The following is a 25,618-nucleotide window of genomic DNA, read 5'->3' as shown; positions in this document are numbered from 1 at the left end:
CATAAAGGATTACTTTTCTTGAGACCGTTTATGCGAGAATAAAAAATCTTTATCTATTATCCTTCTTTAATCAAACAGCTTTTCAATCACATGGATCGGCATCTTTTCCTTTGTCCATAATTCAAACGCGATTGCTCCTTGGTAGATCAACATGCCAAGTCCATTGTATCCTTTTGCTCCTACTTTTTTTGCTTCTTTTAATAAACGTGTTTCTCTAGGTGCATAAATCAAATCAAAAACCGCTAGATTCTCATGCATCATGTTTATATCTAAGAGCGGTGACTGATTGATTTTCTTTCCCATCCCGATATCTGTTGCATTGACTAGAAGGCAGCTTTCTTTCAAGTCTTTTCTTAATTGATCCGTATCGGCAAAATCACAAACTTTTATCTCACAAGAAGTTTGATAGCTAAGTCGTTCAAATGTTTCTTTTACTTGAGCGAATGTTTGGTTGTTTCGTTTATAAACTACGATTTCCTTAGCGCCGTCTAACGCTGCTTGAACAGTGACTGCCTTTGCTGCCCCTCCAGCGCCCAGTAGAGTCATTTTTTTCTTTTTGATTGAAATCCCAGCTTCTTGCACGGATTGCATGAAGCCCGCACCATCGGTATTATAGCCAATCAAACGACCCTTTTCGTGCACGATCGTATTCACTGCTCCGATCAATTGTGCTTCCCGGCTTACCTCATCCAGATAAGGAATAACCGCTGTTTTATTTGGCATCGAAAGGTTTACACCTAACATATCAAAAGTTCGAATACTTTCGACTGCTTGCTTCAAATTCATTAAATTTACTTTGAAAGCTAGATACACCGCATCGATGTCGTTTGCTTCAAAAGCAGTATTGTGCATCAATGGAGATAAACTGTGAGAAGCTGGATCAGCAAAGAGCCCAGCTAATTTGGTTTGTCCAGAAATCATCTTATTCCTCCTTTGTTCTTACTTCAATAAAAAAGCCACTTAGCGTTTGATACGAAAAAGTACGAAACGTCTAGGTGGCAAAGTAGCAAATTCTTTTCTCTTCGTTCACTTGTTAGAGCAAAGAATATTCTATTTAATTGTTAAAAATCATTGACTACGTGATCCTACAAAACACCCAAATATGTTCAATTGTTTATTGTTTTAAGTATAGGATGAATTAAAGGAAGATGTCAATGAGTTTTCAAGTCCTTCTACTGAAAGGGATTTTTCTGTCGAAATCAATCCACTACTTCTTCAAAGAACTGCAAAAGGTCGCCCATTGTCAAATGTTGCTTTTCTTTTTCAGAAAGATCCTGAACGATTTTCCCTTTTTGGAGTACGATCAGACGATTTCCGTATTTCAAGGCGTCTTCCATTCGATGCGTGATCATAAGACAAGTCAATTTTTGTTCATTGATCCGCTGATTTGTTAATCGCATTAATGCTTTAGCTGTTTTAGGATCTAAAGCTGCAGTATGTTCATCTAATAATAGTAACTCAGGAGCTGTGATCGTCGCCATCAGCAAGCTTAATGCTTGGCGTTGACCACCAGATAATTCACCCGCTGGAGTATCCAAGTGTTGCTCTAGGCCATTACCGACTTCTTGACATAGTCTAAAAAAATCTTCTTTTTGATTTTTCAAGTTACGTAAACGGAATTTCCGCTTTTGTCCTCTTTTTTGTGCAAGTAGCAGATTTTCTGCTACAGTCATCCGGGGAGCCGTTCCCATCTTAGGATCTTGGAAAACCCGAGAAAGGAATCGTGCTCTTTTTTCTTCTGAATCTTTTGTGATCAGCTGATCTTTAAAAGAGATCGATCCTTGACTGAGTTGAAGCGTACCAGCGATCGTATTGAACAGTGTGCTTTTTCCAGCACCATTCCCGCCAAGGACAGTGATGAAGTCCCCTTCTCTGATTGTAAGGTTAATTTCATCCAATAGTACTTTCTCTTCATTCATTCCATTGTTTACGACTTTTCTGCCATTTTTGATTGTCAATATATCTGTCATTACTATGCCTCCTTCTCAAAACCCGTTTTTAAGTTCAGTGCTTTCTTCAATTGTGGGATCATCAGACAGATAGCTAAGATGATAGCGGAGAACAACTTCAGATAAGTCGTGTCAAACCCGAGTTTGATCACTACTAAGATTAATAACTGATAGATGATACTACCGACAACGATAGCAATCAATCTTTCTGCTAGCGTCAATTCTTGGAAGATCACTTCACCGATGATGATGGAAGCAAGACCGATGACGATCACGCCAATCCCTTTATTTACATCTGCATATCCGTCATTCTGGGCAATCAGCGCACCGGATAATGCAATGACACCGTTCGACAAAGTCAAACCTAAAATTTTCATACGATCGGTTTTTATCCCTAACGACCGAGCCATCGTTTCATTGTCTCCTGTCGCAATATAGCCTTGACCTAAATCTGTATTGAAGAAGAATAGCAGTACAGCAATCAAGATGCCCAAAGAGATGAAGCCAAGAAGGACTGTGTCAAAGTAATCAGGTAACCCAAAGCGATGGAAGCTGTCTTGTAGAATCGGATGATTCAATAAAGAAAGATTTGGTGTTCGCATCACAAACAAAATAACTGAGTTCAATCCTGACATCACTAAAATCCCTGCTAAAATAACCGGTATCTTTCCTTTTGTATAAAGTAACCCCGTAACGAGTCCTGCTATCATGCCAGCACCTACGCCTAATAATGTAGCTACAATCGGCGCTACCCCATGAGTAATAGCTGTCACACAGACAGCAGCACCTAATGGGAAGGACCCTTCTGTCGTCATATCAGGAAAGTCTAAGATCCGATAAGTCATGAAAATCCCTAATCCTAATATTGCCCAAAGCATGCCTTGTGAAATAGCTGATACGATCATTTGTCATCCTCCTTAGATGTTTCTTGCTGCGAGTCATCTGTAATGATTTTGGCTTTTTCCTTCATCGATTGGGGAACAATGATTCCTAAGCGATCAGCTTGAGATTGATTGATCACTGTATCCCCTTGATCAAATGTATAAACAGGCGTCGTTTCCGGTTTTTCTTTTCCACTCGCAAGTTCTGCTGCCATCTTACCGCTTTGAAGCCCTAATTGATATTGATTGATCCCGATTGTTGCTAGTCCACCTTGTTCCACCATTGTATCCACAGATGGAATGACGGGGATATTTGCTTTGTTTGCTTCTTTTACCACTGTTTGCATCGCATTGGCAATGGTATTATCTAATGGAACATAGATAAAATCGACTTGTCGGCTCATCACTTGAACCGTTTGTGCAATCTCATTAGTGGAAGGCACCGCATATTTTACTGATTCTAACCCTTCTTTTTTTGCAGCTTCTTCTGCTTGTGCTACTTGGTATTTTGAATTATCCTCTGAAGAAGCATACAAGATTCCGACTTTTTTTGCATTTGGCAACAAATCAGAAGCAAGCTTGATTTGTGAAGCAACAGGCGGCTGATCAGAAACACCTGTTACATTACCACCAGGTTTCTCTAAAGAAGCGACTAATCCAGCCCCCACAGGATCCGTTACAGCACCTAACACAACTGGGATCGATGAAGTCGTGTTTGCTAATGATTGAGCGGCAGGTGTTGCGATTCCAATCAAGACATCTGGATCAGATTGTACTAGCTGTTGACTCATTGTGGCTAGCTTGCTCTGATCGGCTTGTCCATTTTGAAATTTGATCTCAAGATTTTCTCCTTCTTTTAATCCTTCTTCTTTCAGACCATCTTTGATTCCTCGATAAATCTCATCTAATGCCGGATGGCTCACGTATTGCAGTACCCCAACAACTGTTGTTTTTTTTGTCTGGTTCGTCGAAGTACTTTCTTTTTCGCCTGAGGCTTTTCCATAAATAAATGCGCCTGCTAAATAAACTAAAATAATTACTACAACTGTTATTAATCGTTTGTTTTTCATTTTTTTCCTCCTGCAAAGTCAATCTTTTTATTTATTATAATTAGGCAAGTATCCAGTCTACAAAAAAAGACAATGGCCAAAGCGGTCATTGTCTTTACACAAAAAACCGCATAGATTCTAATCTATGCGGCAGTCAATGTTCATGTCTAGCATAGATACAAGCTTTAGAAATGCACTCTAAAAAGTTGTATCTATGGGAAAGTTTCACCATTAATACAACTTATCTACGCCAGCTGCGCCAATTTTTTTTGTTTTCTGCTGAAATACGTTTTGATAAGTTCATTACAGGTCACCCTTTCCTTAAGAATTGATTTAAGTCTAATCGAATTTTTGAATTTCGTCAACTATATTTTTTAATTTTTTATTTGTTATTTTGAAGATCAAACATCACTTGTTCTGATAATTAAAAATAGCGCTATATAGACTCACCGTTTCATCGCGCCAATGTCTCAATTAGCAATCTCGGAATTTTGGGAAGTTACTCCCGTTCTATCCAATTCTTCTTCTAATTGTTTGATATTGGCTAACGGAAGTCGATTCAGTTCAGGGATCAACTCCTTATCAAAATCAGTTATTCCTCCCTTACCCGCAGTTATCCGATTTGCTTCTTTTCCTCCATCAAAGAAAATAAATGTCACTTCATCCGTTCGTATGTTATATTTTTGTTCCAGTTCATGTACATCATAAACGATCGGATAATAAAAGATCGGTCGATTCAATTCTTCCATAAGCTCAGGATCATTAAAAACATCAAGCATGTCCTGATAGGTTTTCCCGTTCGGTTTGCTGAACATCACCGATATCGCCCGGCTTTGTCTGATTTTCTGATCAGCTTTGCTGTAATCAAAAGGTTTCAATTTGCTGGTTGGTATGGACGAATAAACGAGACTATTTACTTGCTCTTCTCGGATTTTTTCCGGCAATAAAAACATTGCAACTGTTAACAGCAATGATAAGATGAGCAGAAACACAAGACGTCGAAAATACTTACTTGGATTTTCTGCGAATGACACTGAGAAATGTTCATTCATTTCTTGTACTCTCGATTTAACTACTTCCCAAATAACAAACACCTTCTTTTCTACTTTTTCTCCTATTTTTTATTATACCTAAAAATTTGGATTTCAACGATAGAAACACTGTTTTTTATGTAATTAGTCCAAGATTTTTCTAGACTTTTGCTTTACTATTCGGCCAAATTGGTTTTTCTTCTTTTTTTCGTTATAATGAATATACTTATGAAAAGAAATGAGGAATGAACCATGTCCTTTGATGGTGTATTTACCCACGCGATGGTCAACGAATTGCGTGAAACGTTACTATCTGGCCGGATCTCGAAAATCCATCAGCCTTATGAAAATGAAATCGTGCTGGTGATTCGTTCACGCGGCAAAAACCATCGATTATTATTATCTGCGCACCCAAGTTATGCTCGTGTACAGATTACCCAAATCGATTATCAGAATCCTGATAATCCGCCTAACTTCGTGATGATGCTTCGAAAATATTTGGATGGCGCTATTTTAGAAGAAATCGAACAAATCGAAAATGATCGAGTGATCCATTTCCACTTTGCTAAACGAAACGAGTTGGGCGATCTACAAAATATCATATTGATCGTTGAATTAATGGGACGTCATAGTACGATCGTCTTAGTTAATCGAGAAACTGGAAAAATACTGGATGCGATCAAACATATTGGAAGCTCTCAAAACACTTATCGTTCTTTGCTTCCCGGTGTAGAATATGTTGCTCCGCCAAAACAAGAGGTCTTGAACCCGTTTAACTCCGAGAAAGAAAAAATCTTTCAGCGGCTTTCCCAAACTGAACTAGAGCCAAAGGCAATCCAACGTCAGTTTCAGGGAATCGGTTTCGATACCGCTCAAGAGCTGACCAAAAGATTACTGGAACGTCCTAATGAAAAGATGGTTGTATGGGACGAATTTTTCTCAGCCATCAGCCATCAGCCTATTCCTACTTTTTACGAAACGGAAAATAAAGATTTTTTCACACCGATTGCTTATCAGGTATTGTCCGAACAGGCATCTGCTGTAACAGCTTATCCAACACTCAGTCAATTATTAGATAGCTATTATCACGAAAAAGCAGAGAAAGATCGGGCAAAACAACAAGGCGGAGAACTGATTCGAAAAATCGAAAATGAACTAAAACGAAATAAAAATAAATTGAAAAAACGTGAACAAACACTCAAAGAATCCGAAAACGCTGAGAATTACCGTAGAGATGGCGAACTACTTACTACTTTTCTGACACAAGTACCACGCGGCGCAAAAGAAGTTGTTTTACCTAATTATTATGAAGAAGATCGGCCAATCAAAATAGCACTAGATCCGGCATTGACACCAAATCAAAATGCACAGAAATATTTCCATCGTTACCAAAAGCTGAAGAACGCTGTTAAGCTGATTGGCGAACAAATCCAAGAAGCCAAAGATGAAATCCAATATCTTGAATCTGTCTTATCTCAACTGGAAATTGCCGGCCCAATGGATATCGAAGCAATCAAAGAAGAATTGACTTCAGAAGGATACCTGAAAAAGAAGAACTTAAAAAAACAAAAACGTAAGAAACCATCTCAACCTGATCAATACTTTTCTTCTGATGGAACGCTCATTCTTGTTGGTAAAAACAATCTTCAAAATGACCAGCTGACAATGAAGACAGCTAAAAAAACCGACTATTGGCTTCATGCAAAAAATATACCCGGTTCGCACGTCATCATTAAAAGTGACAAGCCTTCAGATGAAACAATTACAGAAGCTGCCGAGTTAGCTGCCTATTTTTCAAAATACCGATACTCTGCCCAAGTGCCGGTTGATCTTGTACAGGTAAAGCATATCCGAAAACCAAATGGCGCCAAGCCTGGTTATGTTATTTATGAAAACCAAAAGACGATTATCGTGACACCAGAAGAAGAAAAAATTACAGCTATGAAACAAAACAGGTAATCAATGAGTGTTTCTAGAATCATATTTGCGTACTTTCCCACAACAGCAATTAGTTATAAATTGTTTGCTACAAAAAGAGGAGTTGTGACAAAATTCTGTCACAACCCCTCTTTTTTGATCAACGGTGTTCAATAAACAGCGTTCTCATCTGCTTTTCTTAGCTCTGCTGGTCCAGTAACCGAGTAAGCTCTTTGATAAATCTTTGAGCGATTTCACTGAGCGGACGTTTCGCCGAATAAATGATATAAAATTCATTTAGTTCGCCTTCTGCCAAAGGGATTAACCGCAAATGCTCGCGAATCCCTCCAATCACAATACCAGATCCTGAAGCGTAAGCATCAGTTTCAAGAACGATATTCATCAAAGTACCTCGATCACTCGTATAAATCACTGTTTCTTGATCTGGGATCTCGATAAGGTCTTCATAAAAATACGGGAAATTATTTCCATCCTGTGTAAAACGAACTTGAGGATAAGATAACAATTCTTCTTTGGTGATCTCTGCGTGTGTATCTAGCGGATGTCCTTGCCTTAAAAAAATATGCGTTTTGAATTTTCCAATGCTTCGGCCACTTAGCTCTCCTTGTTGTAAATATCTTCTGATACCAGCTTGATTATGCTCATTCATATAAATAATACCGATCTCACTGTGCTGCTCTTTGACTTCTTCGATCACTCTCGCCGTTGTCGTCTCCATGATCCGGAATTGTTTGATCTCGTCTTTGAATTCCTCGAGTAGCTGTGCGGTCAAAGGACCTAAGAAATCATAATGCTGGGCAGCGATCGAAAAATTGTCTCTCTTTTCACCCGTTAGATAGTGAGTTTCTAATGTATCAAGCTGGACCAATATTTTCTCGGCACGATTTAAGAAGTCTTGCCCTTCTTCTGTTAAATATGCCCCTCGATTCGTTCGAGTAAACAGCGTGATCCCTAACTCGGTTTCTAATTCTTTGATACCAGCTGAAAGACTTGGCTGGGAGACAAACATTTTCTTTGCCGCTTCTCTGAAACTACCATTGTTTGCTACAGCGACCACATATTTCATCTGCTGAATATTCATTGCTCAAACTCCTCGAAATAATAAATTTCTCTTCCATTTAAGGGTTGAATTGGTCGGTTGTTCGGTCGAGCATACTGACCATCGAAGGGGAGAAGAAACTCTTGGTTCAGTTTTCCTACATGATCCATTACAAACCATTGGATTGGCCCGCTAGTAGGCGGAGTTGTCAATGAGCCAATATAATGGAAATGGCTTTTCTGCTCCGGAAAGAACACATCCGGATTTACCCAATGCTCATGTTTTTCTAAGTTCCAACTTTCCCCATTTTCTTGATTATACAGCCAACCTTCCTGTTCCATTAGCTGGTACATGACACCCACGACTAGATTCTCTTTTTTGCTGTTCATATGAACAAAATGAAATTCAATATCTTCCTGTTTTCCGTTGATGATATGTTCAGAAGGTAAGTGGAAATGAATATCTGTCAAATAATAGCGTTCTTTCTTGAACTCTACATAACTGAGTTGGTCAAAAGGTACTAAATGAATCGTGTTTTTGAATTCCTTGTCAGTAAACCGTTGCTTTTGATAATGAAAGGAAAGCGTGTCTCCTTCTATTTTGGTTTCTTCCCCCTTGGTCAAATGAATAGGCGACTGCAATGGAAATTCCGCACCTCTCGCAAACCAATCACATAAACTCGCCCAATTTTCCGGACCTTTGTCTCCAGAATAGCCCCATTCGACATCCATATTCTTTTTCAACTATACTTCCTCCTGCATCTCATATCGTTTTTATCTTTCTTCTTTCTTCACAATCGTTGAGACGGTTTCTAAAAACGCCTCTTTTCCATAAAATTCCTGATTCAATAGTTCCGGAAATATCTCTTTAAAGAAATATTGAACAGAAGGCCGATGTTCAAAGCTTTTAATCGTAGTCACTGCCTCAATGAACATCTCCTTATAAACTTTTTCCGGGTTATTTTTGATGATTTCATCAAAAGATTCATAAAGAAGGTCAACCTTATCTGAAATGGCTAACAGTTCTCCTTCTACGGTTTCATCTTTTCCTTCAAACAACCGACGGCGATAAACTTCTTGGAACTCAGCTGGGATTTCTTGGTTGATGAATTCATCCGTCATCTTTTCTTCAACTGTTTGCAGCATCCCTCTTAATTCTTTGCTTGCGTATTTCACCGGCGTTTTGATATCACCAATAAATCGCTCTGTGTAGTCATGATTCAATGATTTTTCATAGAGCAGTTTCCAATCGATCGGTTGTCCATTCGCTTCTTCAATGTCTCCTAGAACTTGCGCAATAGATGCTACACGATACGAATGTGCTGCAACTGTATGTTCTGTATATTTAAAAAATCCAGGTGCTCTTGTGATCGTCTCTAAATTGTTCAATCCTAAAATAAATTCATTCAATCCCATAAAAGTTACCTCCCTTTGAGATTTCTTTTTCCGAATATCATATCATTAAATAACTGATATTCGCAACATTTCTGCTCTTTACCATTTTTGAAACAGCTCCCTTACCAAAAAATAGAGAAAATCTATATATAATAGAAAAAAGAGAATAGATTATTCTCTTCTGTCTTAGAAAAATGAATTTTAAAAAAATCAAAAACTGATCACGATAGAAGTTTCTTTTCATACCTGATGAAAAGATGCTTCTCGCAATCAGTTTTTGGATTTTTGCTATTTCAATTGATGATTCTGGAGACACAAATCGGATTTCTCTATCTTCATCAAGCGCGCTTAAATCTGCCAATTTTCAGGATCTTTTTTCCATTCTTTTAGCAGAGTTAATTCTTGCTCATCGATATAACGATCTTCTAAAGCTGCTTCAATCAATACAGAATAATTGGTCAATGTAATAAGAGGAATTTCAGCTTTTTCGAAATTTGCTTTTCCTTTTGGCAACTCATACGTAAAGATAGCCGCAACACCAAGGATATCCGCACCTTCTCTTTTTGCTGCTTCAGCTGCTTCCAAGACACTTCCGCCTGTAGAAATCAGATCCTCAATCACAACCATCTTCTGACCTTCAACTATACGTCCTTCGATTTGGTTACCTTTCCCATGATCTTTCGCCTTACTTCGAATATAGACCATTGGCAAATCCAGTATTTCCGCTACCCATGCGGCATGAGGGATTCCTGCTGTTGCAGTTCCAGCAATCACTTGTACTTCAGGGTAAGCTTCTTTGATTTTGCTTGCTAAGCCTTTTGCGATCTCTTTTCGGACTTTTGGATAGCTCATCGTGATTCGGTTATCACAGTAAATTGGGCTTTTGATTCCACTTGCCCATGTAAAAGGATTACTTGGATTTAAAAATACTGCTTCAATTTCTAATAAGTCTTTTGCGATACTTTGTTCAACATTCATTTTAGGTTAGCTCCATTCTGTTTGAATCGTTTGATATGCTTTATAAGGATTAGTTGACTGAGTGATTGGTCGACCTATAACGATAAAAGTTGAGCCGATCTCTTTTGCCTGAGAAGGTGTGACTACTCTTGTCTGATCTCCTGCGACTGTTCCTTCTGGTCTTATACCCGGAGTTAAGCAAACAAATTCGTCTCCTGCCATTTCTTTGATCGCTTCTACTTCCCAAGCAGAAGAAACCACACCATCTAATCCTGCTTTTTTGGCACAGCTAGCATAATGGATCACACTTTTTTCTAAAGAAACTTCGATTAGTTGATCGGCATGCATTTCTTCTTCACTTGTAGAAGTAAGCTGAGTGATAGCTAGAAGTAGCGGACGTTTTCCACCTTCTGGAGTCCCCTCTTCTAATCCTCGCATTGCCGCCTCCATCATACGAATACCGCCAGCGGCATGAACACAGGTGAGATCAACACCAAGCTTTGCCAATCCCCGCATTGCTTTTTCGACCGTATTCGGAATATCGTGAAGTTTCAGATCTAAAAATACATTATGACCAGCCTCTTTTAGATAACGTACGATTTCAGGTCCTTCTTGGTAGAACAATTCCATTCCGATTTTCACAAACAATTTTTCTTCTTTCGGGAAAAATCGAAGAAAGTCTTCTACCTCTTGCCTAGTTGAAAAATCTAATGCAATAATTGGTCGTTGGTCTAGTTGATTCATCGTTCACGTTCCTCTCTCACTTCTTTGATTAATCTTTCCAGTGACTCAATACCTAGTTCGCTCATTCGCACTGGGAGCTCTTTGATTAGTTTAGGACAGATATAGGGATCGGTGAAATTCGCAGTCCCTATAGCTACAGCGCTTGCTCCAGCCATAAACATCTCAAGAACATCGTCCACTGTCTGCACGCCACCCATCCCAATGATTGGAAGACTGGATATACTTGCCACTTGATGAATCAAACGGATAGCGACAGGCTTGATCGCTGGTCCGGATAGTCCACCTGTTTGATTGGCTAAAATCGGTTTTCTTGTCTTAAGGTCAATCCGCATACCAAGTAGTGTATTGATCATTGTAAATCCATCTGCCCCTCCAGCTTCGATTGCCTGAGCGATTGGAACGATGTCTGTCACATTTGGGGATAGTTTGACATAGACAGGAACAGAAGCAACTTTCTTTACTGCTTGTGTTAATTGAAAAGCAACATCTGGATCTGTTCCAAAAGCGATTCCGCCATGCTTGACATTTGGACAGGAAATATTCAGCTCGATTGCTTTCACATTTGGCGCTTCGCCGATTTTGCTACAAACTTCTACATAGTCTTCTTCACAAGCACCAGCAACATTTGCGATGATGGGTAACTCATTGTACTCCTCTAATTCTGGAAGAAGTTTATTCATAACAACGTCTAGACCAGGATTTTGTAAACCAATCGCATTCAACATGCCAGATGGTGTTTCCGCCACTCTCGGTGTGGGATTGCCAAAGCGAGCATTTGGAGTCGTTGCCTTGACCATGATCGAACCAAGCTGATTCAAATCATAGTATTTTCCGTATTCTTTGCCAAAACCGAAACAGCCGCTTGCCGGCATGATAGGATTTTTTAATTCTAGGCCAGGAAGTTTGACTGCTAAAGGATTCTCATTCATATAATTACCTCTCCTATTTTAAAAATCGGTCCTTCGTCACAAACTTTCACACTTTTTGTTCCTGTTTCATCTTCCGGCGTATGACAAACGCAAGCATAGCAAGCCCCTATCCCACATGCCATGCGGGATTCTAATGATAACTGGACATTTTGATGCGAAGAAAACAGCTGTTCCACTGTCTTCAATAACCCGTTTGAACCACATGCAAAAACAGCTGTAGGTTCCGTCTTCGTTCCTAACAATAAATTACCGACATTTCCGTGCATACCGTATGTTCCATCGTCAGTAGCGATTCTTGTTTCTCCTAGACGATTAAATTCTTTTTCATAATAAACGACTTCATGTGTGGCAAAACCTAAAAAATGCGTTGGCTTAATTCCTTTTTCGACTAACTGTTTTGATAACTCATATAGAGGAGGGACACCGATTCCTCCACCGATTATAAATACTTCGTCTCCTGTATGAAGATTGGACAAATCAAAACCATTGCCTAAAGGACCCATGACATCTAAATGGTCTCCGGCAGAAAGAGTAGAGAAGACTCTAGTCCCCTCACCTTCCACCCGATAAATGATACGGCAAGTATTTGTTTCGTGGTCGATATGATTCAAGCTAATCGGTCGGCGTAATAGCAAGTCTGCACGCGGCACGAGAATATGCAAGAACTGTCCTGGTTGCTGCATTTCTTTTACTAGATCACCTTTCAATGTCATTTCAAAAATCTTTGGTGCCAGCTGTTTTTGCTGAACGATTTCCATCATTTCTTGTTTCATCTGTCCCCTCCTGCAACGGTTTTTCGTCTTTTTGTCTTAACATGTGCTCGCCGTTAAATAGGGTTAGTTGAAAAAGCACGGGATTCCATCACTCGAACGATCGCATCTGCTGTGTCTAAAGAAGTAAACAATGGAATACCATGTTCAACTGCTTCTCTTCGGATGATGAAACCGTCTTTAGAAGCATTTCCCCGATCTTTATCAATCGTATTGACAACCACTTGTGTTTTACCATCTCTTATTAAGTCGACTACATTTTTTTCTGCTGCTTCCTCAGAAATTTTCGCTACTGTTTCAACGACCAGACCATTTTTTTCGAAATAAGCAGCTGTATGTTTCGTTCCTATCAGACTATAGCCAATTTCTGTAAAACGTTTAGCTAATTCTAGAGCTTCTTCTTTTGTTTCGTCCGCAATCGTAAATAATACGGCTCCATATTCAGGCAAGTGTAATCCAGAAGCTTCGAATGCCTTGTACAAAGCTTTGTCTAATTGTCTGTCAGATCCCATTACTTCTCCAGTCGATTTCATTTCAGGCCCTAAGTAAGTATCAACTTTCTGCAATTTCGTAAAAGAAAAGACAGGTGCTTTAACATGAACTTCTTTTGTTTCTGGATAAAGTCCGTTTTCATAACCAAGTGTCTTTAGTTTCTCTCCCAAAATAGCTTTCGTCGCAATTTGTGCCATTGGAATTCCTGTCACCTTACTTAAGAATGGAACAGTCCGACTTGCTCGAGGATTGACTTCGATCACATAAACCTCATTTTCATGGATGACAAACTGGATATTCATCATCCCGACACAATTCAAACCTAATGCTAAGCGGATCGTGTAATCTTCGATCGTTTTCTTGATCGATTCAGATAATGTTTGAGGTGGATACACAGCCATTGAATCCCCTGAATGGACACCAGCACGCTCAATATGCTCCATGATCCCTGGGATGAGTACTGTTTCACCGTCACAAATCGCATCCACTTCGCATTCACCGCCAAGCAAGTAACGGTCCACTAGTACTGGATGTTCTGGAGATGCTTTCACGGCATGTTCCATGTAATCTTCTAAATCTCTCTGATTTTCAACGATTTCCATCGCACGTCCGCCTAATACATAGCTTGGACGAACAAGAACTGGATAACCAATTCTCGAAGCGATAACCACGGCTTCTTCTTTACTTGTAGCAGTATCCCCTAAAGGTTGAGAAATATCCAACTCTTTCAGCGCTTGCTCGAATAAATCACGATTTTCCGCACGATCCAAGTCTTCGATCGTTGTCCCTAAGATTTTTACACCAGCAGCAGTCAAAGGTTCGGCTAAGTTGATTGCTGTCTGACCACCAAATTGAACGATTACTCCTATCGGCTGTTCTAGCTCGATCACATTCATCACATCTTCGAAGGTCAATGGCTCAAAATATAATTTATCCGAAATAGAAAAGTCAGTCGAAACTGTTTCAGGATTGCTGTTCATGATGATTGCTTCGTATCCTGCCTGCTGGATTGCTTTGACAGAATGCACAGTCGCATAGTCAAATTCAACCCCTTGTCCGATACGGATAGGACCAGATCCCAGTACTAGAACTGAGTGCTTTTCTGATCGTGAACTTTCATTTTCATATTCATAGGAACTATAAAAATAAGGTGTTTTTGATTCGAATTCCGCTGCACAAGTGTCAACCATCTTATATACAGGAATCAAATCATTTTCTTTTCTCATCTGGCGAACGGCTTCTTCGTTTATTTCCCACAGCTCCGCCACTTTTTTGTCTGTAAAACCGTTTTGTTTCGCTGTTTTCAATATCTTGTCATCCAACGGCTGCTGTTTCAACTGCTGTTCGATTTCTACGATATGCAACAGTTTATCTAAAAAGAATAAATCGATTTTTGTCAAATCCGCTAATTCTTCTATGGTGTACCCTCTTCTAATAGCTTCAGCTACATAAAACAGGCGATCATCTTGTGCTCGAACCACTTTTTGGATTAGGTCATCGTCCGTGATGTCTGCCAACTCAGGAAGTTCGATATGGTGTGTACCGATTTCTAAAGAACGCACAGCTTTCAATAAAGACTCTTCGATATTCCGACCGATAGCCATCACTTCACCAGTTGCTTTCATCTGCGTGCCTAAAAGCCGTTCTCCGTTTTCAAACTTATCAAACGGCCAGCGAGGAATTTTAGCTACAACATAATCTAATGAAGGTTCAAATTCTGCAAAAGTCGTTCCTGTAACAGGATTTTTCATTTCGTCTAATGTTAATCCAAGCGCTATTTTAGCAGCTAGCTTAGCGATCGGATAGCCAGTCGCCTTACTTGCTAACGCAGATGAACGAGAAACACGCGGATTGACTTCAATCACATAATAATTAAAACTATGTGGATCAAGAGCGAGTTGGACGTTACAGCCTCCCTCGATCTTAAGTGCTCGAATAATCGAAAGAGAAGCATCACGAAGCATTTGATATTCATGGTCAGACAATGTTTGACTAGGGGCAAATACGATAGAATCACCTGTATGGATACCCACTGGGTCAAAATTTTCCATATTGCAGACAACGATTGCATTATCAGCCGAATCTCTCATCACTTCATATTCAATTTCTTTAAAACCTGCAATACTTCTTTCAATCAAACATTGGGTAGCGGGGGAAAGACTTAATCCATTTTCTGATACGATACGTAATTCTTCTTCATTTTCACACATACCTCCACCAGTTCCGCCTAAAGTAAAGGCTGGACGAACGATGACAGGATAGCCGATTTTATTTGCAAAATCTACAGCTTCTTCTACTGTATTGACGATTTCAGACTCGGGGATTGGCTGATTCAATTCTTTCATCAACTGTTTGAATAGATCACGATCTTCTGCTTGATCGATCGCAGAAAGCTTTGTTCCTAGAAGTTCTATGTTCAATTCTTCTAAAATACCTGATGCTGCCAGCTCCATTGCCATATTGAGGCCTGTCTGTCCGCCTAAAGTTGGAAGGAGAGCATCTGGACGCTCTTTTCGAAGAATCCTTGATACAAATTCAAGTGTAATTGGTTCGATATATACTTGATCTGCCACTTCTTTATCCGTCATGATCGTCGCAGGATTAGAATTTACTAAAACCACTTCATATCCTTCTTCTTTTAAGGCAAGGCAGGCTTGTGTTCCTGCGTAGTCAAATTCTGCGGCTTGACCAATGATGATCGGACCAGATCCAATCACCATAATTTTCTTGATATCTGTACGTTTCGGCATCTGTTTACTGCTCCTTTCCTGCGTCCATCATTTCCATAAATTCATCAAATAAATGCAGTGCATCATGCGGACCAGGGGCAGCATCTGGATGAAACTGCACACTGAAAGCGGGATAATCTCTGTGTTTGACTCCTTCTACTGTTCCGTCATTTACTTCTACATGAGTTACGATGAGTTTTTCTGGATCAATCGTGGCTTCATCGACTGCATAGCCATGATTTTGAGAAGTAAAATCAATTCTTCCGGTCGCTACTTCTCGTACCGGGTGATTTAATCCTCGATGTCCGAATTTCATTTTATAGGTATCTGCACCGTTGGCTAAAGCAAATAACTGGTGACCGAGACAAATACCAAAAATCGGTACTTTTCCTTGGATTTTTTTGATCATTTCGATTGCTTCTGGCACATCTTTTGGATCACCAGGTCCATTCGTCAGCATGACTCCGTCTGGTGATAGCGCTAAAATCGTCTCGGCATCTGTGTTATAGGGGAGTACTGTGAGGTTACAGTTTCTTTTACTCAATTCTCGTAAAATACTATGTTTCAAGCCGAAGTCAATGACGATGACTTTCCGACCTGTTCCTGGACTTGGATAAGGTTTGTTAGTTGAGACTTGCTGCACTTGATTGGTTGCTAGAACGGTTGCTTTCAGCTGATCAAATGCATGTTCGAAGGAATCTCCAGCATCAACGATACTAGCTTTCATCGTTCCGACTTCACGGATTTTGCGAGTAAGGGCGCGCGTATCGATACCTGATATTCCAGGAATTCCTTTTTGTTTCAAAAATGAATCTAGCGTCATTTGGTTTCGCCAGTTTGAAGCTACACGTGCATGTTCTTTTACTACTACTCCTTTGCATGTTGGAGAAATCGATTCATAATCATCTCTATTTACCCCATAATTACCCACCATAGGATAGGTAAATGTAATGATTTGACCGTTAAAACTTTGATCAGTGATAGTTTCTTGATAACCAGTCATACTTGTTGTAAAAACGATTTCTCCGAAGACACTAGCATCTGCACCAAAAGCCTTTCCTTCGAAAACTGTTCCATCTTCTAATATAAGCAAACGTTCCATACTTTTATTCTCCCTTCTGCCACACAAGTTTTCCGTTGACAAAAGTCATTTGTGTTTCGCCTTTTACTTTCCAGCCGATAAAAGGTGTATTCTCCCCTTTTGATAAAAAGTCTTCTTTATCGATCGTGCAAGTTTGTGTAATATCAAAAACTGCTACATCAGCGGGGGCACCAACCGTTAGCGTTCCTGCATTCAAACCAAAAATCTCAGCCGGTTTAACTGCCAACCAATTGATCACTTGTTCCAACGTGAATCGACCAGTTTCTACAAAATGAGTATAGATCAGTTGAAACGCTGTTTCGCTTCCTACGATACCAAATGGTGATTTCATGAAACTTTGGCTTTTTTCTTCTAATCCATGGGGGGCATGGTCTGTAGCGATGCAATCGATCGTACCGTCAAGCAAGCCTTCGATCAAAGCTTCTCTGTCCTCCCGTCCTCTTAGCGGCGGGTTCATTTTCCAAAAACCGAAATCTTCGGGAATATCTTCGTCGATCAAAATAAGATGATGGGGTGAAACTTCTGCTGTTACGTGGATTCCTGCTTTTTTTGCGTCTCTGATTACACGGACACTTTCTTTAGTAGAAACATGGCAAACATGGTAATGAACACCAGTTGCTTCAGCTAGCAACAGATCTCTAGCAATTTGAGAAGACTCGGTTACGCTTAAGATCCCGGGAAGACCAAGTTCTTCTGCCTTCTTGCCAGCGTGCATAACGCCGCCAAATAATAAAGATTCATCTTCTGTATGGGCTACTAGTGCTTTATTGTTTTTTGCAGCTTCTTTCATAGCCAGGTACATCGTCCCAGCTGTTTGGACACCTACACCGTCATTTGTGAAAGCAAAAGCACCTTCTTCAATCAGTGCTTCTTGATCAACTAATTTCTCACTTCGCAGATTTTCTGTGATTGGCGCATACTGCAATACCTTCACAACTGCATCTTTTCTAATGATGTCATATACTTGTCTCAGCTTTTCTGCCGTATCAGGCACAGGATTTAAATTCGGCATCGCGCATACAGTAGTGAAACCGCCACGAGCAGCTGAGCGAGTTCCAGCTTCGATCGTCTCCTTGTATGTAAATCCTGGCTCTCTCAAATGAACATGGACGTCCACTAAACCAGGTGTGATCAATTGTCCCTTTGCATCAAACACTTCATCAAATTCGGCTTCTGAGAATCCTGTACCGATTGCTTTGATTCGCCCATCTTCTATCCAAATTTCTGCTGGTGTCGTCATATTTTTTCGTGTATTGATCTGACCGTTTTTAATGAGTGTTTTCATTTTTTCATCCTCCTATAATTACGCTTTTCCATTTAGCACTGCTTCTAAGATTGCCATTCTGACGAATACTCCATTGCTCATTTGCTGAACGATCCGCGACTGTAATCCTTCCACTAATGAATCAGCTAATTCTACATCGCGGTTAACTGGTGCTGGGTGCATAATGATTGCATGTTTTTGCAACTTCTTCGCACGCTCAACTGTTAACCCATGTTCCTGATGGTAGCCTTCTTTTGAGAAACTTTCTTTTCCATCATGGCGTTCGTGTTGCACCCGAAGCATCATCATGACATCAACTTGATCTAGTAGTTCATCCAATGGCATATAATGTCCGTACACTTCGAATTCATCGTCGTACCATTCTCTAGGACCTGAGAAGAATACTTGTGCGCCTAGACGTTTTAACATCTGCATATTGGATTTAGCTACGCGAGAGTGAGTGATATCACCTACGATGGCAACTTTCAGTCCTTCAAAATGTCCAAATTCTTCATAAATGGTCATCAAATCAAGCAAGCATTGGGTTGGATGCTGTCCGCTTCCGTCTCCTCCATTGATAATCGAACACTGGATTGTTTTACTTTGTATCAGTTCGTCATAATAGTTCTCATCTCCATGACGGATAACCGCTACGTCTACGCCTAATGCTGACATCGTCAGTACTGTATCGTATAGTGTTTCCCCTTTTTGGACAGAGCTTGTGCTTGCTTCAAATTCAATCACTTCTAGCCCTAGTTTTTTCTCCGCTACATCGAAGCTTTTATGTGTGCGAGTACTATTTTCGAAAAAGAGGTTTGTAGCAAAGTACTGGCGCTTTTGCGGAGTCCAATTAGCACCTTGCTTGAATTCCTGCCCTCTGCGGATCAAGCCCATAACTTCTTGATCAGTAAGTGCCTCAACGGTCAATAAATGCTTTAAGCTGATACGTTCTGATTTGATGATCATAATGTTTCCTCCTTAGTTTTCTTCGCTTCGTGAAGTTTCTGGTAAGATAAGATTTAAAATGATGCCAAGTACAGTTGCTAATGCCATTGCCGACAATGTAAATGTGCCTACTTCAAAGACGAGTCCGCCAATTCCTACTACTAAGATAACTGAAGCAATCAACAGATTTTTCTTTTTATCAAAATCGATTTTGTTCTCGATTAAAATCTTCATTCCACTTGCCGCAATTACTCCAAATAAGATAAAACTGATTCCTGAGATGACTGGTCCAGGGATACTTAAAATCAAAGCGCTTAATTTTCCTACGAATCCTAAAATGACTGCAAATACTGCAGCTCCACCGATCACAAACACGCTATGGACACGTGTGATAGCCAGAACACCAATGTTTTCACCGTAACTTGTTACAGGAGGACCTCCGACAAAGGCTGCCACGATTTGTGCTAACCCATCACCTGTCAACGTCTTATGAAGACCCGGTTCTTCAAAGAAATTACGTTTAGTTAGTTTATTCAATACCATAAGATGGCCGATATGCTCTGTCATCGTCACAAAAGCGATGGGTGCCATTGTTGTGATTGCTCCAAGATATAGCTTTGGTTCATATTGTACAAAGGGAATCTCAAAGTTAGGAACAGCAAACCAGGCAGCGTCTACGATTGGCTTAGTATCCACGATTCCAAACAGCAAAGCCACAATGTATCCGCTAATGATACCTAGTAAAATCGGAATCAATCCGAGAAAACCTCTTAGCCACATGTTGAAAAAAATGGTCAATCCTAATGTGATCAGTGCTACGGCAATATACTTGAAATCATATGTGCCTTGATTATACATAGCATTTGTTGCTGCATTTGCCGCAAGTCCCAACCCGATAACCATGATGACTGGACCGACGACGATTGGAGGCAAGATTTTATCCAGCCATGCTGAACCGATCTTTTTGATGATCAGCGCAACAATCAAATAGACTAATCCAGTTGTGACTGCTCCTTGTGCAATCGCTGGATAACCATCCGTTTTCATCAAAAGCTGCATCGCTGCAATGAAAGCGAAGCTGCTTCCTAAGTACGCAGGTATCTTTCCTTTAGTAGTAAATAAGTACACCAATGTACCTAGTCCTGAACTGACTAGCGCGATACCTGGATCGATACCTACTAAGATGGGGACTAACACGGTTGCTCCGAACATCGTGAACAAGTGTTGTAAACTTAATCCTACCCAATGTCCTGGGGTTGGGCGATCGTGGATATCTAACACCACGTCATCATTATGAAATCTTTTTTTCTCCGACATGTTTCTCTCTCCTCTAATCTTCCTCTTTCAAAATCATGATGCGATCTTGTCCATCAAGCTCTTGCATCTCTACTAAAATCTCTTCCGCCCGAGATGTTGGAATGTTCTTCCCAACATAATCTGCACGGATTGGCAATTCTCGATGCCCACGATCCACCAGGACTGCTAATGAAATTTTTCTTGGTCTGCCAAAATCCATTACTGCATCCATTGCTGCGCGAATCGTTCGTCCTGTATACAAAACATCATCAATTAAGATAACTTCTTTTCCTTCTAAGGAAACTGGGATGTCAGAAGAATGAAGTTCTGGTTCTTCAGGGCTTTCTTTTTTGTCATCTCGGTATAAAGTGATATCCAGTTCTCCTACAGGAATCTCGATATCTTCTAGCTGCTTCAGGCGTTCAGCGATTCTTGATGCAATGTAGATTCCACGTGTTTTGATACCTACTAATACAATATCTTGGATGCTATGATTTCTCTCGATAATCTCGTAAGTAATTCGAGTCAATGCTCGCTTCATCGTTACCTGATCTACTACTTCTTTTGCTTGCATATTCATTCCCCCTACTTTTTTGCATAAAAAAACTCCTGCCCTAAGAGGACAGGAGGAATGTTTAGACTGAGCGTATACTGATACACTGATAGCTATACTATGTCAATGAGCAATCTACTTATGGCGCACCATACGTATCCTTGCTCCCACCCTTCTTAGCCTCACGGGACTAAACTTAAAGGAATTCTATTAAGTTTTATGCTTTCGTTGTTAATTACTATACCGTTATCTAAATTAAAATGCAATGTTTTTTCTTAATTTTTCTAAAGTTTTTTCAAAAACTTCTGGAAGAGGTGCTTCAAAGATCATCTTTTCGTTTGTAGTCGGGTGCGTAAAACCCAACATTTGCGCATGGAGAAACTGACCATTGCCTTTCAAAGTTTTCTTTGGTCCGTATACTGGATCTCCAGCTAACGGATAACCGATATACTTCATATGCACACGGATCTGGTGTGTTCTTCCGGTTTCTAGTTTTAATTCAACCAGAGTAAATCCTTCGAAACGTTCCAATACAGTAAAATGTGTGACAGCCGGCTTCCCATCTTCTCTTATCGCCTGCATTTTCCGGTTTTCCTTCGAACGGCCGATTGGCGCATTGATGGTTCCTTTTTCGTGAGGAATCTCTCCATGGACTAAAGCAACATATTTGCGCAAAGAGGTCTTATCTTTTAATTGCTGAGCTAATGATTCGTGTGCCTGGTCATTTTTGGCAACCATTAGCAGTCCAGAAGTATCTTTGTCGATTCGGTGAACAATACCTGGACGAATAACGCCGTTGATCGTAGAAAGATCCTTGATATGGTACATCAGCGCATTGACCATTGTGCCATGCGTATGACCTGCTGAAGGATGAACGACCATTCCTTGAGATTTGTTTATCACCGCTACATCTTCATCTTCGTAAACGATCGTCAACGGGATATTTTCTGGGACCACATCTAATGTTTCTGGTTCGGGGATCAAGACAGTAATCTCGTCTCCTTGTTTTACTTTGTAATTTGCTTTGACTGGCTGTCCATTGACAGAAACCGCTCCATTTTTCAGCCACAGCTGAATTTGCGAACGACTGTAATCGGTGAATAAATTAGTCAATACTTTATCGATCCTACCAGATTCATGGTGAATCGTCGTTTTAAGTTCTGTCATTTTTTTCTTTGATCCTTTTCATCTAAAATAATATAAATTAATATACAAATCACTCCACATACAAGTGTCACATCTGCTACGTTAAAAATCGGAAAGCTCATAAAATCTGTCTGGAACATATCTACTACATAGCCAAGTCGGAGACGATCAATAAAGTTGCCAATCGCACCAGCTAAAATCAGGCTCAATCCAATCATGAACCAGCGATTACCTTTTTCACGATTTTTAATTATCAATGTGAGAATCACAACGACTGCAATGAGTGTCACTATAGTAAAGAACCACATCTTCCCTTCTAGCATACTCCATGCGGCTCCAGTGTTTCGAATATGATTCAGTGACAAAATACCTGGTATAAGATTTTTCGTCTCTCCAAGCGCTAGATTATCAGTGATCCACCATTTGACCAACTGATCCACTCCTACTAGCAAAGCGCTGAATATCCAATAAATAATTAACAAAAAATCAATCCTTTTCTATTTGTTTATAAATATCACGAGGTCGTACGATCCCGAGCAGATTACCATCGGGATTCCCATCTTTAGTGATAAGTACGGCTTCCAAAGTCCCTTGCTCACGAAACATCGCTTCAACCTCGTAAATATGTGTTTTAGCTGGAACAAAATGATAATTTGTGTACTTTCCGTTTTGGATGATCAAATCCAACGCTCGTTTATTTGTTAAATCAACCGGACCTTTTTGGCTTTCTTTTGCTAGCCAAAACCCGATATTACGTAAAGTAATCAATGCTACAAATTTTCCTTTATTGTATAACGGAAATTGTGAATACCTTTTTTCTGCTACTATCTTTAACAGTTCAAGTAACGGAAGATCTTGTTCAAAACCTGTTACACGTTTTGCAAATCGAGGCAGCACGGTTTCAGGCTGAATCAGTTCTTGTTCGATCAGCTGGATTCGCTTGACTGTCCAATCATTTGGCTCTGCAATGACAAAATCGACTGCGATCCGATCATGGACGATCGCATTCCTTAACTGAGCAAGCTGTAAAAGATCATCTTCGTATTTTCTGATCATCAATTGTTTTCTTTGAGCTAGGCGTCTGACAAGTTCGGTAAATCCCATATTTCGTGCATTTCCCATCTCGTCTCTCATCCATTTTTCGATTCGATTGAAACTGATTAAAAAAAGATCAGAGTTTGCCATAATTTTCCTCCTTGATCAAATATGCCCGGTTTTTTATATAGAAAAAGAACGCAAACAACACAATAACTGCAAAAAAACTGAAAAATAAATTTTGTAGAAAAACTGCCCCCAACCCAGTTGCTAGAAATAAGAACGGATAGATTTGAAGAATCAAGTAATTCATTGTGATCACATAAGCAGGCTTTGCTTCTTTCACTGTATAAACGGGGCTTTTTAGCCAATAAAAGGTGACCTGCATCGTAAAGGGCACTTCCAGATCAAGCGTTATCTTTTGTTCATAATTGAGAACACTGCGTTTTTCATTGTTGATTCTTAGCTGAATCGAGCTACCCATACCGTAAAAACCGGTTTTTCTTATAAATGTCGTTTTCATCATACCCTCCTATTATGCTTTAGTATAGCTCAAAATACAATAAAGAAAAAGAATGATCCTAGTGTAAACAAAATTAATTCCCTATCGTCTAAAAAAAGAAGCTGTAGTCAAAATACAGCTCCTTCGATGTTTAATGAAAGTTATTTAACATATGGTAGTTTGTGATCAAGATTAAAACAACCCCAACACTTCTCCGTCATTTGTCACGTCCATATTCAATGCAGCAGGTTTTTTAGGCAAACCAGGCATCGTCATAACATCTCCAGTCAAGGCTACTAAAAATCCTGCCCCTAATTTTGGGATGATTTCGCGGATCGTGATGGTGAAATCTTCCGGTGCACCTAACAGTGAAGGATCATCAGAAAATGAATACTGTGTTTTTGCCATACAAATCGGCAGTTTGTCCCATCCATTCTTCGTAAACTCTTCTATTTGTTTTTGCGCTTTTTTGCTGAAAACAACACCATTTCCTCCGTAAATTTTCTTGACGATTGTTTCTGTCTTTTCTTGTATCGTTTCTTCTAGGCGGTATAATGGCTTGTAATTAGCTTCTTTTCTATCAATCAATCGTACTACAGCTTTTGCTAAATCAACGCCGCCTTCTGCTCCATCTGCCCATACACTCGCTCTCTTGGCAATAATCCCCTGATTTTCACACAAGTGCTCCAACAGTGTGAGTTCATTGTCTGTATCTGTTACGAATTCATTGATTGCGACGATCACAGGTAGCTGATATTGTTCCATATTACGTATATGGCGCTTTAAATTTGCAAAACCTACTTTCAAAGCATCAAGATTCTCATTTTTAAGTTCATCTTTTTTCATTCCGCCATGCATTTTCAATGCACGGACAGTGGCGACAATCACCACAGCATCCGGCGCTTTTTTCAAGTTAGGTACTTTGATATCTAAAAATTTCTCTCCGCCAAGATCTGCACCAAATCCTGCCTCTGTGACAACGTAATCTGCTAATCTCAATGCTGTCTTGGTAGCTAAAATACTATTGCAGCCATGAGCGATATTGGCAAACGGTCCCCCGTGGACAAAAGCTGGTGTTCCGTAAATTGTTTGTACAAGATTCGGCTTGATTGCATCTTTCAGCAGTAATGCCAGAGCGCCTTCTGCTTTCAAGTCTCCAGCAGTCACAGGCTGACGGTCAAATGTATAGCCGACAACGATCCTTGCAAGACGAGCCTTTAAATCTTCAAGGTCTGCCGCAAGACACAAAATAGCCATGATTTCGCTGGCAACTGTGATATCAAACCCATCTTCTCTTGGGACACCTTGGATTGGACCACCCAAACCAACGATTACTTTACGCAGTTCGCGATCATTTAGATCAACTACCCTTTTCCAAATCACTCGGCGGGCATCGATGTTCAATTCATTTCCTTGATGAATATGATTATCTAAAAGAGCAGATAATGCATTATTAGCTGTTGTGATAGCATGCATGTCACCAGTAAAATGCAAGTTGATATCTTCCATAGGTAATACCTGTGCGTATCCTCCGCCTGCAGCGCCACCTTTAATCCCCATCACAGGACCAAGTGACGGTTCTCGCAATGCAATAACAGATTTTTTATTGATTTTATTTAGGGCATCTCCTAACCCCACAGTGATCGTTGACTTTCCTTCGCCAGCTGGTGTTGGATTGATGGAAGTAACTAAGATCAAATGCCCATCAGCGTTGTTTTTCGAGCGATTGATTCCAGAAAAATTGATTTTCGCTTTATATTTCCCATACAGTTCTAAGTCGTCTTCCTTAAGATCTAATTTTCCAGCCACTTCAATAATCGGTTCTAGCTCTGTTTCTTGTGAAATTTGCAGATCACTCTTCATTTAATTACCC

25 protein-coding genes are annotated in these 25,618 nt (G+C 40.0%); 1 reads left to right on the top strand and 24 read right to left on the bottom strand.

Annotated elements, in window-relative coordinates; translation table 11 throughout:
* Window positions 1-66 precede the first annotated feature (66 nt).
* The 5 genes from aroE to OS138_RS09055 form a co-directional block, all read right to left on the bottom strand.
* Window positions 67-921, bottom strand: a complete 855-nt coding sequence (gene aroE / locus OS138_RS09075) for a shikimate dehydrogenase (protein ID WP_044145024.1) — start codon at window positions 919-921, stop codon at window positions 67-69.
* Between the two features lie 278 nt (window positions 922-1,199).
* Entirely contained in the window at window positions 1,200-1,970 is a 771-nt protein-coding gene (locus tag OS138_RS09070) for an ABC transporter ATP-binding protein (RefSeq protein WP_044145025.1), read from the bottom strand.
* A gap of 2 nt (window positions 1,971-1,972) precedes the next feature.
* Complete coding sequence (locus tag OS138_RS09065; RefSeq protein WP_002289631.1) at window positions 1,973-2,854, bottom strand: ABC transporter permease; 882 nt, start codon at window positions 2,852-2,854, stop codon at window positions 1,973-1,975.
* Window positions 2,851-3,900, bottom strand: a complete 1,050-nt coding sequence (trpX, locus tag OS138_RS09060) for a tryptophan ABC transporter substrate-binding protein (protein ID WP_002299729.1) — start codon at window positions 3,898-3,900, stop codon at window positions 2,851-2,853. Before trpX ends, OS138_RS09065 begins: the two co-directional genes overlap by 4 nt.
* 449 nt (window positions 3,901-4,349) lie before the next feature.
* Window positions 4,350-4,973, bottom strand: a complete 624-nt coding sequence (locus OS138_RS09055) for a hypothetical protein (protein WP_002299728.1) — start codon at window positions 4,971-4,973, stop codon at window positions 4,350-4,352.
* A gap of 189 nt (window positions 4,974-5,162) precedes the next feature.
* Between OS138_RS09055 and efbA the strand changes: the two genes are divergently transcribed.
* The gene (gene efbA, locus OS138_RS09050; RefSeq protein WP_044145027.1) at window positions 5,163-6,869 is read left to right on the top strand and encodes a fibronectin-binding protein EfbA; all 1,707 of its coding nucleotides are present in this window, start codon (window positions 5,163-5,165) and stop codon (window positions 6,867-6,869) included.
* 157 nt (window positions 6,870-7,026) lie between these two features.
* Here efbA and OS138_RS09045 read toward each other — a convergent pair whose 3' ends face one another.
* From OS138_RS09045 to OS138_RS08955, 19 genes are all read right to left on the bottom strand, one after another.
* The gene (locus OS138_RS09045; protein ID WP_044145028.1) at window positions 7,027-7,929 is read right to left on the bottom strand and encodes a LysR family transcriptional regulator; all 903 of its coding nucleotides are present in this window, start codon (window positions 7,927-7,929) and stop codon (window positions 7,027-7,029) included.
* Entirely contained in the window at window positions 7,926-8,618 is a 693-nt protein-coding gene (locus OS138_RS09040) for a carbonic anhydrase family protein (protein ID WP_172436436.1), read from the bottom strand. The genes OS138_RS09045 and OS138_RS09040 overlap by 4 nt, the downstream gene beginning before the upstream one ends.
* Window positions 8,619-8,660: 42 nt before the next feature.
* Window positions 8,661-9,302 (bottom strand): YfbR-like 5'-deoxynucleotidase, encoded by a 642-nt coding sequence (locus OS138_RS09035; RefSeq protein WP_044145029.1) that lies wholly within the window; start codon window positions 9,300-9,302, stop codon window positions 8,661-8,663.
* A gap of 37 nt (window positions 9,303-9,339) precedes the next feature.
* Window positions 9,340-9,642 (bottom strand): hypothetical protein, encoded by a 303-nt coding sequence (locus tag OS138_RS09030; protein ID WP_325070026.1) that lies wholly within the window; start codon window positions 9,640-9,642, stop codon window positions 9,340-9,342.
* A complete protein-coding gene (pyrE, locus tag OS138_RS09025) occupies window positions 9,630-10,259 on the bottom strand; it encodes an orotate phosphoribosyltransferase (RefSeq protein ID WP_044145032.1) in 630 nt (209 codons plus the stop codon). The genes OS138_RS09030 and pyrE overlap by 13 nt, the downstream gene beginning before the upstream one ends.
* 6 nt (window positions 10,260-10,265) lie before the next feature.
* Window positions 10,266-10,982 carry an orotidine-5'-phosphate decarboxylase gene (gene pyrF / locus OS138_RS09020; protein ID WP_002299720.1) on the bottom strand — a complete coding sequence of 239 codons (717 nt, stop codon included), beginning with the start codon at window positions 10,980-10,982 and terminating at the stop codon, window positions 10,266-10,268.
* Window positions 10,979-11,911, bottom strand: a complete 933-nt coding sequence (locus OS138_RS09015) for a dihydroorotate dehydrogenase (RefSeq protein ID WP_002372435.1) — start codon at window positions 11,909-11,911, stop codon at window positions 10,979-10,981. The genes pyrF and OS138_RS09015 overlap by 4 nt, the downstream gene beginning before the upstream one ends.
* The gene (locus OS138_RS09010; RefSeq protein ID WP_002288879.1) at window positions 11,908-12,684 is read right to left on the bottom strand and encodes a dihydroorotate dehydrogenase electron transfer subunit; all 777 of its coding nucleotides are present in this window, start codon (window positions 12,682-12,684) and stop codon (window positions 11,908-11,910) included. The genes OS138_RS09015 and OS138_RS09010 overlap by 4 nt, the downstream gene beginning before the upstream one ends.
* A 53-nt stretch (window positions 12,685-12,737) precedes the next feature.
* Window positions 12,738-15,923, bottom strand: coding sequence for a carbamoyl-phosphate synthase large subunit (gene carB, locus OS138_RS09005; protein WP_325070024.1), 3,186 nt, complete (start codon window positions 15,921-15,923; stop codon window positions 12,738-12,740).
* Between the two features lie 4 nt (window positions 15,924-15,927).
* Window positions 15,928-17,004, bottom strand: a complete 1,077-nt coding sequence (locus OS138_RS09000) for a carbamoyl phosphate synthase small subunit (protein WP_002288877.1) — start codon at window positions 17,002-17,004, stop codon at window positions 15,928-15,930.
* A gap of 4 nt (window positions 17,005-17,008) precedes the next feature.
* Window positions 17,009-18,289, bottom strand: coding sequence for a dihydroorotase (locus tag OS138_RS08995; RefSeq protein ID WP_002288875.1), 1,281 nt, complete (start codon window positions 18,287-18,289; stop codon window positions 17,009-17,011).
* A gap of 18 nt (window positions 18,290-18,307) precedes the next feature.
* A complete protein-coding gene (locus tag OS138_RS08990) occupies window positions 18,308-19,234 on the bottom strand; it encodes an aspartate carbamoyltransferase catalytic subunit (protein ID WP_002288872.1) in 927 nt (308 codons plus the stop codon).
* A gap of 12 nt (window positions 19,235-19,246) precedes the next feature.
* Window positions 19,247-20,530, bottom strand: coding sequence for a solute carrier family 23 protein (locus OS138_RS08985; protein WP_044145036.1), 1,284 nt, complete (start codon window positions 20,528-20,530; stop codon window positions 19,247-19,249).
* Window positions 20,531-20,543: 13 nt separating this feature from the next.
* Window positions 20,544-21,083, bottom strand: coding sequence for a bifunctional pyr operon transcriptional regulator/uracil phosphoribosyltransferase PyrR (pyrR, locus tag OS138_RS08980; protein ID WP_044145038.1), 540 nt, complete (start codon window positions 21,081-21,083; stop codon window positions 20,544-20,546).
* A 234-nt stretch (window positions 21,084-21,317) separates the two neighbouring features.
* The gene (locus OS138_RS08975; protein WP_044145039.1) at window positions 21,318-22,229 is read right to left on the bottom strand and encodes an RluA family pseudouridine synthase; all 912 of its coding nucleotides are present in this window, start codon (window positions 22,227-22,229) and stop codon (window positions 21,318-21,320) included.
* The gene (gene lspA / locus OS138_RS08970) at window positions 22,226-22,690 is read right to left on the bottom strand and encodes a signal peptidase II (RefSeq protein ID WP_325070023.1); all 465 of its coding nucleotides are present in this window, start codon (window positions 22,688-22,690) and stop codon (window positions 22,226-22,228) included. Before lspA ends, OS138_RS08975 begins: the two co-directional genes overlap by 4 nt.
* Window positions 22,691-22,694: 4 nt before the next feature.
* Window positions 22,695-23,393, bottom strand: coding sequence for a CBS domain-containing protein (locus tag OS138_RS08965; protein WP_002295857.1), 699 nt, complete (start codon window positions 23,391-23,393; stop codon window positions 22,695-22,697).
* Entirely contained in the window at window positions 23,380-23,766 is a 387-nt protein-coding gene (locus OS138_RS08960) for a hypothetical protein (protein ID WP_087625797.1), read from the bottom strand. The genes OS138_RS08965 and OS138_RS08960 overlap by 14 nt, the downstream gene beginning before the upstream one ends.
* Window positions 23,767-23,937: 171 nt before the next feature.
* Complete coding sequence (locus OS138_RS08955) at window positions 23,938-25,608, bottom strand: formate--tetrahydrofolate ligase (protein ID WP_325070022.1); 1,671 nt, start codon at window positions 25,606-25,608, stop codon at window positions 23,938-23,940.
* Window positions 25,609-25,618 lie beyond the last annotated feature (10 nt).

Origin of the sequence: Enterococcus sp. E5-37, assembly GCF_035726925.1 — a bacterium.
Classification (GTDB): Bacteria; Bacillota; Bacilli; order Lactobacillales; family Enterococcaceae; genus Enterococcus_B; species Enterococcus_B faecium.
This window is presented reverse-complemented; position numbering and strand designations above follow the sequence as displayed.